Genomic DNA, 11,622 nt, shown 5'->3' on the forward strand with positions numbered 1-11,622 from the left:
TTGAAACTCCAGTCAAATTCAGTCGAGCCGGGCGCTCAGGCGCAGCGCTACATCCTGGGTCCAGCGGATCAGGCGTTCACTGCGGTGTTGTGCCCGGATGGCCGGGGCCATGAGGCTGATAGCACCCAGCAGGCGGTTGCGGCTGTCGACCACCGGCGCACTGACGCCCCAGATGCCGTCGTCAATTTCACTCAGGCTCACGGCATAGCCGGTCGCGCGAATCTCGGCAAAATTGCGCTGATAAGTGGCGATTTCTTCACTTTCGATGCCCTGCGCCTGAAGAATCGGCAGGCTTTGTGCCTCATCCATGTACGCCAGTAACACCCGTGCCGAAGCACCGACCAACAGCGGCTGGGCCAGCCCTTTCTGGTAACAGCAGCGCAGCGGTTGCGGGCTGTCGACCAGCTCGATGCAAATCGCCTGGCCATTACTCGGCACCATCAATGCCACGCTTTCCTGGCTCTGTTCGGCCAGGCGCTTGAGTTCAGCCTTGGCCAGCGTCACCAGCACGGCTTCGCGATCGAACTTCTTGGCCAGCTGCAAACAGGCAGGCCCCGGCAAATAGCGGCCCTGACCGTTTTCTTCGGCCAGGCCCCAGCGCAACAGGGTCTTGAGGTGTCGATAGGTGCTGCTGAGCGGCTGTGACAGCTGCTCGGACAGTTCTTTGGCGGAGATCGCCTCGCCGGATTGCCCCAGGGTGACGAGGATCTGCAGCAAACGATCAGTGGGCGTGTTGTAGTTCATATCGGCCTCATGCTCTTGCGGGCATGGTGCACGGAGTTTCCCATTAGCTGAAACTTGATTCCCACTGAGTGGGAAAAATCCGCCAGATAACGATCAGCGGTAAGCAATTCACCTGCTTGCGCCCACAAAAAAGGCCGCCATCCTGAGGGATGGCGGCCCGCTGTACTGAAGGTGGAACGCCGTCCTGGCGTCAGTTCAGTACGGGTGCCCCCAACTTCTCGATACGTCGGCGACGTGCCACCAACAGGCCCGCCACTACCACCAGAATGCTCAGCAAACCGGTGGCCATGATTTCAACTCGATGCGCTTCCTGGAACAGCATGATGGTCAGGATGGCGACGATAAACACGATGACCGCCCAGGTCAGGCCCGGGAACAGCCACATTTTGAAGGAGATGGTCTCACCCTGCGCCGTACGCTTCTGACGCATGCGCAGTTGCGAGATGGCAATCACCAGGTACACCAGCAGCGCAATGGCGCCGGAGCTGGCCAGCAGGAACTCGAACACGGCTGCCGGTGCGACATAGTTGGCAAACACGGCCAGGAAGGCTGCACCGGTAGACATCATCACCGCCCAGTAAGGGGTGCCGCTGGCGTTGGTACGCTTGGCAGCCGCCGGCGCATCACCGCGTTTGCTCAGGGAGTAGAGCATGCGCGACGAGGTGTAGAGGGCCGAGTTCAGGCAGCTGGTAACTGCGATCAGAACCACGATATCGACGATCAGCTTGGCATTCGGAATGCCCATGCGATCAAGCACGGTCTGATAGGAGCCGAACTGGGCCAGGCCCGGATCGTTCCACGGCACCAGTGCCACAACGATGAAGATCGACACCAGGTAGAACAAGCCGATACGCCAGATCACCGAGTTGGTGGCCTTGGTGATCTGCTTGCTCGGGTCTTTGGATTCAGCCGCCGCGATGGTCACGATTTCCGTGCCCATGAACGAGAACATGGTGGTCAGCATGGCGGCCAGCACAGCGCCCATGCCGTTGGGCATAAAGCCCATATTGTCCACCAGATGCGAAACGCCGCTGACCTGACTGTTTGGCAGCAGGCCGAAAATCGCCATTAGCCCCAAAATGATGAAGCCGATAATCGCCAGCACTTTAACCAGCGCAAACCAGAACTCGAATTCGCCGTAGTTCTTGACGCTGAACAGGTTGGTCGCGGTCAGCAACAGAGTGATGACCAGGGTAAATACCCAGATCTCCGTACCGGGGAACCACGCATGCAGGATGGTGCCGGCGGCGACGGCTTCCAGCGGGATGACCAGCACCCAGAACCACCAGTACAGCCAGCCAATGGTGAAGCCGGCCCAATGCCCGATGGCACGGTCGGCGTAGGTGGAGAACGAACCGGTGTCAGGGGATGCGACGGCCATTTCGGCCAGCATGCGCATCACCAGCACCACCAACGTACCCGCTGCGGCGTATGCCAGCAGCACTGCAGGACCCGCCTGTGCAATCGCGTGTCCGGAGCCGACAAACAGACCGGCACCGATGACCCCGGCAATCGACAGCATGGTCACATGCCGTGGTTTGAGCCCTTGCTCCAGGCCGTTAGGAGTTTGCGTATTGCTCATTGGGACTACCTTTGCAGTGAAAGCCATTCCGAGCGCCGCGCCTGCTTACCTTCTCGTAAAAAGTAACCAACGGGGCGTTTAGAATTATTTACGCAATAAATGAGCCAAAATGTGACAAGTGCACGGTTTGCGCGGGCTGCATCGATTCATCTCTGGCGTTGCAACCCGTTGAGAGTAATGGCTTTTTGCCAAAGCGTTACCGTAACACTCAGTCACAGGCACCAAAACGCACCAAAAATACTCAAAACTGCCCGTATGGCCCAAAAGCGGTGCGCATCTGTGCCCTTTAGTAGGTTCACGCTTCCAACACAGGGCCAAAGCTGGCAACATCGCGACCTTTTTTAAGCGACACCTGTCTGGCCGAGCGGCAAATTACAGGGTCGGTTGTTGTCCGCGCGACAGTCTGCTGTCGGGATGCGACAAACGGCCACCCTCTCGCCTTTTGTTCCTTTAGAGCAGCTGGTTGCCTTTGTGGCCCTATGCTAGCTTGGCCGCCACACAGCAGGATCGCTCCCGAACACAATGAGGAACGCACATGGCTTTGGCCACGCCCGCGCTTGAAATCCGCAACTTGCATAAACGCTACGGCGAGCTTGAGGTACTTAAAGGTATCTCGCTGACCGCACGCGACGGTGACGTGATCTCGATCCTGGGTTCTTCCGGCTCCGGCAAGTCGACCCTGCTGCGCTGCATCAACCTGCTGGAAAACCCCCATGAGGGCCAGATCCTGGTCGCAGGCGAAGAACTCAAGCTCAAGAAAGCCAAAAATGGCGAACTGGTCGCAGCCGACGGCAAGCAGATCAATCGCATGCGCAGTGAATTGGGTTTTGTATTTCAAAACTTTAATCTATGGCCGCACATGACCATCCTCGACAACATTATCGAGGCTCCCCGTCGTGTCCTGGGCCAGAGCAAGGCTGAGGCAATCGAAGTTGCCGAAGCGTTGCTGGCCAAGGTCGGCATCGCCGAAAAACGCCATGCCTATCCGTCAGAATTGTCCGGCGGCCAGCAACAACGTGCCGCAATTGCCCGCACATTGGCCATGCAGCCCAAAGTAATCCTGTTCGATGAACCCACATCGGCACTTGACCCGGAAATGGTCCAGGAAGTACTTAGTGTAATCCGCGCGCTCGCCGAAGAAGGTCGCACCATGCTGCTGGTCACCCACGAAATGGGCTTTGCCCGTCAGGTGTCTTCGCAAGTCGTGTTTTTGCACCAGGGCCTGATCGAAGAGCAAGGGTCGCCAGAACAGGTGTTCGACAACCCGGTTTCAGCGCGCTGTAAACAATTCATGTCCAGCAACCGCTAACGGAGCAACACGAATGCAAAACTATAAAAAGCTTCTCCTGGCCGCTGCCGCCAGCCTGGTATTCAGTGCCAATGCCCTGGCTGTTGATAAGTACAAAGTGGGGATCGAAGGGGCCTACCCTCCGTTCAACAACAAGAACGCCAGCGGGCAAGTGGTCGGTTTTGACTACGACATTGCCATGGCCCTGTGCGCCAAGATGAAAGCCGAGTGCGAAGTTGTGACCTCGGATTGGGACGGCATCATTCCCGCACTGAACGCCAAGAAGTACGACTTTATTGTCTCTTCCCTGTCGATCACTGACGACCGCAAACAGGCTGTCGACTTCACAGACCCGTACTACTCCAACAAACAGCAGTTCGTGGCCAAGAAAGGTGTCGATTTCAAAACCGACATTGAATCGCTGAAAAGCAAAAAACTGGGCACCCAGCGCTCAACCCAGGCCGCAACGTGGCTGGAAGATAACGTGGGTGGGGACATCGCCTTGTACGATACCCAGGAAAACGCCTATCTCGATTTGTCCTCGGGCCGTGTAGACGCACTGCTGGCTGACAAGTACGCCATCTATGGCTGGTTGAAGGATGATCCGGCGGGCAAGGACTATGAGTTCAAGGGCAACCCGATCAACGAAGACGACAAGGTCGGCATTGCTTTGCGTAAAGGCGAAAGCGACTTGCGTACCAAGTTGAACCTCGCGCTCAAAGAAATCAAAGAAGACGGCACCTACAAAAAGATCAACGACAAGTATTTCCCATTCAGCATTGAATGACCTGCCTGACCGGCGCGCCGCAAGGCTGCGCCGGTCCCTAGCAAAGCCTGCCTAATTTATGACTATCGACTTATACGGATTCGGCCCGGCGCTTGCCGCTGGCGCGCTGATGACCGTCAAACTGGCACTCACTGCGCTGTGTCTGGGCCTGGTGCTCGGGTTGCTCGGTGCACTGGCCAAAACTTCGTCCTACAAACCATTGCGATGGCTGGGCGGCGCGTATTCGACTCTGGTGCGCGGCGTTCCGGAGCTGCTGTGGGTCTTGCTGATTTACTTCGGCAGCGTGAATGCCGTACGTGCCCTCGGCGAATTCATCGGCATGCCCGACCTCACCCTCAGTGCCTTCGCGGCGGGTGTGCTGGCTCTGGGACTGTGCTTTGGCGCTTACGCCACTGAGGTTTTTCGCGGTGCCATTCTGGCCATCCCCAAAGGTCACCGCGAAGCGGGCCTGGCGCTGGGCCTGTCGAGGCCGCGGATTTTCAGCAAGCTGGTGCTGCCGCAAATGTGGCGTATCGCCCTGCCCGGCCTGGGCAACCTGTTCATGATCCTGATGAAAGACACCGCGCTGGTATCGGTCATCGGTCTGGAAGAAATCATGCGTCAGGCACAGAACGCCGTGACCTTCGCCAAACACCCGTTCACCTTCTACATGGTGGCTGCCGTGATGTACCTGGGCCTGACCGTATTGGCCATGGGCACCATGCATGTGCTTGAAAAACGCGCGGCGCGCGGCTTTGTGAGGAGAACGTAATGCTCCTGGAACTCTTCATCAAGTGGCTGCCCAAGCTGATTCAGGGCGCAACCCTGACACTGGAACTGACTGCCCTTTCGGTCATCGCCGGTCTGATTGTCGCCATTCCACTGGGTATCGCCCGCTCATCCAGCCTGTGGTACGTGCGTTCGCTGCCCTATGCCTACATCTTTTTCTTCCGTGGCACGCCGCTGCTGATCCAGCTGTTTCTGGTCTATTACGGCCTGTCGCAGTTCGATGTAGTGCGTGAAAGCGTGTTGTGGCCGTACCTGCGCAGCCCGTTCTGGTGTGCGGTGATCACCATGACCCTGCACACCGCGGCGTACATCGCCGAGATCCTGCGCGGTGCAATCCAGGCCATCCCGCCGGGTGAAATCGAAGCCGCACGCGCCCTGGGCATGTCGCGCTTCAAGACCCTGGTGCATATCGTGCTGCCCCGTGCTGCGCGTATCGGCCTGCCGGCCTACAGCAACGAAGTGATCCTGATGCTCAAGGCCAGTTCGCTGGCGAGCACCGTGACCCTGCTGGAACTGACCGGCATGACCCGCACCATCATTTCCCGCACCTACCAGACGGTGGACATGTTCCTGATAGCCGGTGTGATCTATCTGGTGATGTCGTTTGTGCTGATTCAGGGCTTCAAATTGCTGGAGCGCTGGTTGCGCGTCGATGCCTGCCAGGGGCGTTAATCACAAGGGCGAGCCCCTGCTCGCCCGCTTCGAGGCACTGGACAGGTTTTTGCGCGACCACCAGCACCTGTGGCGCCCACGGCCATTCACCGAACTGAATATGCCGTGGGAAGCGCAACATCCCGAATTGGCCCGGTGGCTGCGCGGGCGCTCCCTGCAAGACGCCGAAGCCAGTCACAACCAGCCCCAATACCTGTCTGCCCCCGCGCCGTTCCCGCAACTGGCCGCCACCTCCCTCGCCCTCGGCAGCGTCGAGCGCCTGCCCGGGCAAGCCCTGGCACCGGCCCCCCAGCGCTTGCAAGTGGACGTCCCGGGCCGCAAATGGCAGCAAATAGAAGCCTTCGCCCAAAGCCTTGACTTCAGGCAGGCCCCCGTTCACTGGCTGGACTGGTGCGCGGGCAAAGGCCATTTGGGACGCCGGTTGTTAACCGGTGAGCAGCAGCTGACGTGCCTGGAATACGACCCGGCCCTGATCGACGCAGGTCAGGCGCTGAGCCAGCGTCACCACTTGCCGGCCCGGCACGTACAACAGGACGTCCTCGCCCCTGACGTCGAATTACACCTGCGGGCCGACATGACCCCCGTCGCCCTGCATGCCTGTGGTGATCTGCATGTGCGCCTGCTGCAACTGGCCAGCGCCGTGGGTTGTGCACAACTGGCGATCTCGCCCTGCTGCTACAACCGTATCAGCGCCACCCACTATCAGCCGTTATCCACAGCGGCCCGCACCTCGACCCTGCGCCTGTCACTGCAGGACCTGAGCTTGCCGATGAGCGAAACCGTGACCGCCGGCAGCCGGGTGCGGCGCCAGCGCGATGAGTCAATGGCGCGACGCCTTAGCTTCGACCTGTGGCAACGCCAGCACCGTCAGTGCGACCAGTACTTATCCACACCCTCGCTGCCCGGAACCTGGCTCAATAAGCCTTTCGCTCAATACTGCCAAGACCTGGCGCAGCTGAAGAACTTATCCACAAACGGCGAAGAAGACTGGCCTGCACTTCAGGCAGCAGGCTGGAAACGGCTGGCACAGGTGCGCAATCTGGAGCTGGTACGCGGGCTGTTCCGCCGCCCGATGGAACTGTGGCTGGTGCTGGATCGGGCCTTGTACCTGAGTGAGCGCGGCTATGAGGTGCAGCTTGGGGAGTTCTGCGACAGCCACCTGACCCCGCGCAATCTGATGTTGCTGGCGCAGCGCTGTGGATAACTTGTGGGAGCCCCGCTCCCACAATGATTGGCTGCGGTTTAGGATCCGCGATAGGTCGAGAACCCGTAAGGGCTCAGCAGCAACGGAATGTGATAGTGCTGATCCGCATTTTTCACTTCGAAAATCACCGGAATTTCCGGAAAGAAAGTATCCCGCCCCGCTTTTTTGAAGTACTCGCCGGTTTTGAAAACCACCCGGTACTGACCCGCTTCCATTGCCTGTTTCTCCGGGAACAACTCGCCGATGCGCCCCTGTTCGTTGGTCACACCCTGTGCCAGCGGCTGCCAGTTCTGGCCAACGTGTTTTTCCAGGGTTACGTTAACCCCTGGCGAAGGCAGGCCGTTTTCAAGGTTGAGCACATGCACGCTCAAAGGGTTGCCCGCCGCCAGTGCCAGGCTCGATATTGCACTCAGGCTCAAGGCCGTCAAAGTGATTCGCAAAGCTTTCATCGGTCTTCCTCAATGGTTAAAAAACACTCAACTCAGCGTTGAGTCGTCAGGCCAATCTGTTCGGCGGCCTTGATTGCGCAGGCCTCGTCCTGCTCTGCACCACCGGCCCCCGCCACACCCAGCGCGCCCACCAGCTCACCGGCTGCAAACAGCGGCACACCACCGCCCAGCAGCAACAATTCAGCAATGGAGTTGAGGTTCGCAGCTTCGGGATTGCTGCGCGCACGCTCGGCAAACAGACGGGTCGGGGTTTTGCTCGACAGCGCGGTAAAGGCTTTACGCTGGCTGGCCAGCAGGTTGTGCGGGCCTACCGCCTCGGGGCGCATGGCCGTCAGTACGTTGCCACCGCGATCCAGCACGCTCAGCGCACCGGAGCAGTGCTGGAGCGTGGCATCGGCCAGCTGGCGGGCGGTGGCCAGGTCCAGATCAGCATGACGCGCCAGGTTTGGCGCAGCCTGGGCCGCACCGGCAACGCCCATCGCAGTCCATAACAGCAAAGTTTTCAGCATCATCGGCAAGCTCCTTAACGAGTGCCGACACCTTAGCCAGAGAGCTCCGTCAAAACCCCGTCAGTTGCATTACAAGTTTGTAATAGGCAATGCCACAGAAGACGCCTAGCCTGTGCAGACGATTGATCGAGGTGTGCGATGCGTTTGTTACTGGTTGAAGATGAAGCCAAGACGGCCGATTTCCTGGCCAAAGGCCTGGGCGAGTCAGGCTTTGCGGTAGATGTGGCGCTGAACGGGCTGGACGGACGCTATTTTGTTGAGCAGCAGGAATACGACCTGATCATCCTGGACGTGATGCTGCCGGGGCTCAACGGCTGGCAACTGCTGCAGTTGATCCGTCAGCGTGGCGCCACCCCGGTACTGTTTCTGACCGCCAAGGACGCCATCGAAGACCGGGTTCGCGGCCTGGAACTGGGGGCCGACGATTACTTGCTCAAACCCTTCGCCTTTGCCGAATTACTGGCCCGGGTGCGCACCCTGCTGCGTCGCGGGCCGTTGCGCGAGGCCGAGTCTTACACCATTGCCGACCTCGAAATCGATGTGCTGCGCCGGCGCGTCAGCCGTGGCGGTCAACGCATCAGCCTGACCAACAAGGAGTTCGCATTGCTGCACCTGCTGGCCAGCCGCCAGGGTGAAGTGTTATCGCGCACCTTGATCGCCTCCCAGGTCTGGAACCTCAACTTCGACAGTGACACCAACATGGTTGAAGTCGCCGTACGCCGCCTGCGCTCCAAGGTCGACGATCCGTACATGCCAAAACTTATCCACACCGTACGCGGTGTCGGCTACCAGCTCGAAGCCCCGGATGAATAGATCCATTGCCTGGCGTCTGGCCCTGGCGATTGCCTTGACCTGCGCTCTGGTGCTGAGTGTGATCGGAGTGTTTCTGTATCGCTCGCTGGCCTCGGAACTGACCTTTCGCGACGATCAGGCACTGCTCGGTCGTCTCGAGCAAGTCCGGGCCCTGCTGCACGACAGCGACAGCCTCGAAGCCCTGCAGGAGCGTCCGCGCCTGTATCAAAACATGCTGGGCAATCTGGACAGTGTGTTGCTGGTCAAACGTAGCGATGGGGATCGGGTCATCGCCATCAATCCGCATCAGCAAGCACTGCCCGAACTGACACCCATTGCTCAGGATTCGTCGCCGCTACGGTCTGACATCCAGACTGTGGATAACATCGCCTTGCTCACAGGGGTGGCACAAGGCCCGGGTGACGAGCGCTTGATTGTCACCGTCGGCAAACGCCTGCAAGAGCGTGAGCAAATGCTCGCCAGCTACCGGGGGCGTCTGTACATGGCGGTAGGCTTTGGTGCAGTACTCGCCTTCGGCCTTGGCTTGCTGCTGTTGCGACGCGGTCTGGTGCCTCTGCGTGAACTGGCGCAGGCCATGCGCGACATCACCCCCCGCAGCCTCGATCAACGCATGCCCGCCGACAATGTTCCGGCAGAGCTGAAAGAGCCCGTACAGGCACTTAACGCAATGCTGGTTCGCCTCGAAGACAGCTTTGGCCGACTGTCACAGTTCTCTGCCGACCTGGCCCACGAAATTCGCACGCCGCTGCACAACTTGCTGGGCAGTAACAGCCTGGCACTGAACCAGCCACGCAGCCCGGACGAGTATCAGGAACTGCTGGCGTCGAATATCGAAGAGTACGAACGGCTGAACCGCATGGTCGAAAACCTGATTTTCCTGGCCCGTGCCGATCACGGCCAACGGCCCCTGCAACTGCAAACCTTGGACTTGCAGACCGTGGGCGAGGAGCTGTGCGATTACTTTGAAGCCTTGGCAGAAGACCGTCAGTTACAGCTGAACAACTCACTGACAGGGGTGCTGAACGTCGACCAGCAGTTGCTGCAACGGGCCCTGGGTAACTTGCTGGCCAATGCCGTGCGCCATGCCGAAACCGGGACAACCATCACCTTGCAACGCCGTGATGACGCCCAATATTGCTGGGTTGGCGTACATAACCAGGGCCCGCCCATCGACCCGCAACATCTGGACAGACTGTTCGACCGGTTTTACCGCGTCGATCCCTCCCGTGCAGAACCCGGTGACAGCGGCGGGCTGGGGCTGGCGATCGTGCGCTCGATCATGTTGTTGCATCACGGACAGGTGCGGGTACGCAGCGACGCGCAGGGAACGTTGTTTGAGCTGGGGTTCCCGGCGTTGTCCATAAGCGCTTGAAAGATCAGCGCGTCGTTGATGGCGAAACCGCTGGCCGTGTTATCGAAAATGAACCAGTACTCGGTCGTAGACGCTGCGCCCATGAGCACCTGTTCTGCCAGCGCCCTGAGTCGGGCTACGCCATATTCACTGTGATAAATGCGCGGCGAGCCATGCAGGCGCCAATATTGCACCCCAGGCCACCCGCCCGTTTGAAAGCCCGTGCTTAATACCGCCGGATCAGCGGCAATCCGGCCGATATGCAGTGTCTGTAACAACTCATCGGCCGCCAGCCACGAGTCGTTACGCGGCTCCAGCACCAATGAGCCCTTGTACCGAAGGCGCACCTCCTGGAAAAACGCCCGTGCAATCTGCGGTTCATACATCAACCCGGGCGGTAATTGCACCAACACACAGCCCAGGCGATCGCCCAACTGCGTGCATTGCGCAAAAAAACTGTCCAGCTCCTCTTCGCAGCTCTGCAAGCGCCGATCATGGGTGATCGATTTGGCTAATTTGACCGAGAATCGGAAGTCCGGCCCTACGCTGTCAGCCCACCGCTGGTAAGTCTGCGCACGGTGGGGCCGGTAAAATGAACTGTTGATTTCGGTGGCCGAAAAGCGCCCGGCGTAACGCTGCAAATGCGTACCGTCACTGGCAAAACGTGGCCAGTATTCACGCCCGATGCTCCATCCGGCGCAGCCCACGAAGATGCGGTTCAAAACAACACCACAGCGGCATCGCGCATAAAGATTTCCACAGTCTTAGGCCCCACACCGTCGAATTCCAGCAAGCGACGTTCAAAGGTGTGGCGATCTTTACCGGTACTACAGAGGGCGGCGAATTTGCCGTCATATTCATCGAGCAGTTTCCTGGCCAGGGCAGACAGACGGGTGGCGGTAGTTTCGTCGTAACGCACGTAATGTGCCTTACCGAGAATCGACACCAGTTCCCGATGGGAAAGCTGCGCCAGACGCCGGGCCGAGTCACAGCCGTGCTCTTCGACCAGAACCTGATAAGCCCTGGCGGCAATCGGTGCCTGTATTCGCTTGCCCATCAAAAAACTGGCAACGAACCATTTGAACAGGGCGGTCTCATCGCTGGCCTGCAACCTGATGCCCAGATCTTTGGCGGTGATCACTTCAGTCATGACGCGCTCCCTCATCAGCCCTGTGTAGATATGAAAAACACCAGGTGTGGAAGTTCGTTTTTTCGGGTCCGCTGACGCGCGCGTAAAAATAGTCAGTTATCAGGGGTTTACAACTAAAAACATCCGGGTATACTCGTCGCCCATAACGCCGGTATAGCTCAGTTGGTAGAGCAACTGACTTGTAATCAGTAGGTCCCGAGTTCGACTCTTGGTGCCGGCACCATACAAGGTTACAAAGACAGCCAACACAGTCTTTGAAACCACCGAAAAACCCGCCTTCTGGCGGGTTTTTTCGTTTTGGGGTT

At 58.9% G+C, this 11,622-nt stretch carries 13 protein-coding genes and 1 tRNA gene; 8 read left to right on the forward strand and 6 right to left on the reverse strand.

Annotated features, from left to right (window positions below; genetic code table 11):
• Window positions 1–18 precede the first annotated feature (18 nt).
• Window positions 19–744 carry an IclR family transcriptional regulator gene (locus JQ845_RS10630; protein WP_003438523.1) on the reverse strand — a complete coding sequence of 242 codons (726 nt, stop codon included), beginning with the start codon at window positions 742–744 and terminating at the stop codon, window positions 19–21.
• Between the two features lie 190 nt (window positions 745–934).
• Window positions 935–2,326, reverse strand: a complete 1,392-nt coding sequence (gene gabP / locus JQ845_RS10635) for a GABA permease (RefSeq protein WP_010656840.1) — start codon at window positions 2,324–2,326, stop codon at window positions 935–937.
• Between the two features lie 535 nt (window positions 2,327–2,861).
• Here gabP and JQ845_RS10640 point away from each other — a divergent pair.
• From JQ845_RS10640 to JQ845_RS10660, 5 genes are read left to right on the forward strand one after another with little or no spacing between them, the layout of a single operon-like run.
• Window positions 2,862–3,635 (forward strand): ABC transporter ATP-binding protein, encoded by a 774-nt coding sequence (locus tag JQ845_RS10640; RefSeq protein ID WP_003438521.1) that lies wholly within the window; start codon window positions 2,862–2,864, stop codon window positions 3,633–3,635.
• 13 nt (window positions 3,636–3,648) lie between these two features.
• Window positions 3,649–4,401, forward strand: a complete 753-nt coding sequence (locus JQ845_RS10645; protein ID WP_003438520.1) for a transporter substrate-binding domain-containing protein — start codon at window positions 3,649–3,651, stop codon at window positions 4,399–4,401.
• Window positions 4,402–4,459: 58 nt separating this feature from the next.
• Window positions 4,460–5,152: an ABC transporter permease gene (locus JQ845_RS10650; RefSeq protein WP_003438519.1), complete on the forward strand. Its 693-nt coding sequence runs from the start codon at window positions 4,460–4,462 to the stop codon at window positions 5,150–5,152.
• Window positions 5,152–5,841 carry an ABC transporter permease gene (locus JQ845_RS10655; RefSeq protein ID WP_003438518.1) on the forward strand — a complete coding sequence of 230 codons (690 nt, stop codon included), beginning with the start codon at window positions 5,152–5,154 and terminating at the stop codon, window positions 5,839–5,841. Before JQ845_RS10650 ends, JQ845_RS10655 begins: the two co-directional genes overlap by 1 nt.
• Window positions 5,822–7,045, forward strand: a complete 1,224-nt coding sequence (locus JQ845_RS10660; RefSeq protein WP_203008967.1) for a methyltransferase — start codon at window positions 5,822–5,824, stop codon at window positions 7,043–7,045. Before JQ845_RS10655 ends, JQ845_RS10660 begins: the two co-directional genes overlap by 20 nt.
• Window positions 7,046–7,083: 38 nt before the next feature.
• Here the strand turns inward: JQ845_RS10660 and uraH are convergent, their stop codons facing one another.
• Complete coding sequence (gene uraH / locus JQ845_RS10665) at window positions 7,084–7,494, reverse strand: hydroxyisourate hydrolase (protein ID WP_003438508.1); 411 nt, start codon at window positions 7,492–7,494, stop codon at window positions 7,084–7,086.
• A gap of 32 nt (window positions 7,495–7,526) precedes the next feature.
• Window positions 7,527–8,006, reverse strand: coding sequence for a GlcG/HbpS family heme-binding protein (locus JQ845_RS10670; RefSeq protein WP_203008968.1), 480 nt, complete (start codon window positions 8,004–8,006; stop codon window positions 7,527–7,529).
• 135 nt (window positions 8,007–8,141) lie between these two features.
• Here JQ845_RS10670 and JQ845_RS10675 point away from each other — a divergent pair, with 135 nt between their 5' ends.
• On the forward strand, window positions 8,142–8,816 hold the full coding sequence (locus JQ845_RS10675) for a heavy metal response regulator transcription factor (RefSeq protein WP_010656843.1): 675 nt from the start codon (window positions 8,142–8,144) through the stop codon (window positions 8,814–8,816).
• The gene (locus JQ845_RS10680) at window positions 8,809–10,188 is read left to right on the forward strand and encodes a heavy metal sensor histidine kinase (RefSeq protein ID WP_203008969.1); all 1,380 of its coding nucleotides are present in this window, start codon (window positions 8,809–8,811) and stop codon (window positions 10,186–10,188) included. Before JQ845_RS10675 ends, JQ845_RS10680 begins: the two co-directional genes overlap by 8 nt.
• Here the strand turns inward: JQ845_RS10680 and JQ845_RS10685 are convergent.
• Both JQ845_RS10685 and JQ845_RS10690 read right to left on the reverse strand, forming a co-directional pair.
• A complete protein-coding gene (locus JQ845_RS10685; protein ID WP_203009002.1) occupies window positions 10,107–10,880 on the reverse strand; it encodes a DUF72 domain-containing protein in 774 nt (257 codons plus the stop codon). The two genes, JQ845_RS10680 and JQ845_RS10685, sit on opposite strands and share 82 nt — an antisense overlap.
• 5 nt (window positions 10,881–10,885) lie before the next feature.
• A complete protein-coding gene (locus JQ845_RS10690) occupies window positions 10,886–11,317 on the reverse strand; it encodes an HhH-GDP family DNA glycosylase (protein WP_203008970.1) in 432 nt (143 codons plus the stop codon).
• A gap of 147 nt (window positions 11,318–11,464) precedes the next feature.
• Here JQ845_RS10690 and JQ845_RS10695 point away from each other — a divergent pair.
• Window positions 11,465–11,540, forward strand: a tRNA-Thr gene (locus JQ845_RS10695).
• Window positions 11,541–11,622 lie beyond the last annotated feature (82 nt).

The organism is Pseudomonas paraversuta, from assembly GCF_904063065.1.
Classification (GTDB): Bacteria; Pseudomonadota; Gammaproteobacteria; order Pseudomonadales; family Pseudomonadaceae; genus Aquipseudomonas; species Aquipseudomonas paraversuta.

Excerpts from the sequence above, each read along its gene's own strand:
- gabP (WP_010656840.1), bottom strand. The coding sequence starts at position 2,326 with ATGAGCAATACGCAAACTCCTAACGGCCTGGAGCAAGGGCTCAAACCA.
- JQ845_RS10660 (WP_203008967.1), top strand. The coding sequence starts at position 5,822 with ATGCCTGCCAGGGGCGTTAATCACAAGGGCGAGCCCCTGCTCGCCCGC.
- JQ845_RS10680 (WP_203008969.1), top strand. The coding sequence starts at position 8,809 with ATGAATAGATCCATTGCCTGGCGTCTGGCCCTGGCGATTGCCTTGACC.
- JQ845_RS10630 (WP_003438523.1), bottom strand. The coding sequence starts at position 744 with ATGAACTACAACACGCCCACTGATCGTTTGCTGCAGATCCTCGTCACC.
- JQ845_RS10690 (WP_203008970.1), bottom strand. The coding sequence starts at position 11,317 with ATGACTGAAGTGATCACCGCCAAAGATCTGGGCATCAGGTTGCAGGCC.
- JQ845_RS10640 (WP_003438521.1), top strand. The coding sequence starts at position 2,862 with ATGGCTTTGGCCACGCCCGCGCTTGAAATCCGCAACTTGCATAAACGC.
- JQ845_RS10655 (WP_003438518.1), top strand. The coding sequence starts at position 5,152 with ATGCTCCTGGAACTCTTCATCAAGTGGCTGCCCAAGCTGATTCAGGGC.
- JQ845_RS10645 (WP_003438520.1), top strand. The coding sequence starts at position 3,649 with ATGCAAAACTATAAAAAGCTTCTCCTGGCCGCTGCCGCCAGCCTGGTA.
- JQ845_RS10650 (WP_003438519.1), top strand. The coding sequence starts at position 4,460 with ATGACTATCGACTTATACGGATTCGGCCCGGCGCTTGCCGCTGGCGCG.
- JQ845_RS10670 (WP_203008968.1), bottom strand. The coding sequence starts at position 8,006 with ATGATGCTGAAAACTTTGCTGTTATGGACTGCGATGGGCGTTGCCGGT.
- uraH (WP_003438508.1), bottom strand. The coding sequence starts at position 7,494 with ATGAAAGCTTTGCGAATCACTTTGACGGCCTTGAGCCTGAGTGCAATA.
- JQ845_RS10675 (WP_010656843.1), top strand. The coding sequence starts at position 8,142 with ATGCGTTTGTTACTGGTTGAAGATGAAGCCAAGACGGCCGATTTCCTG.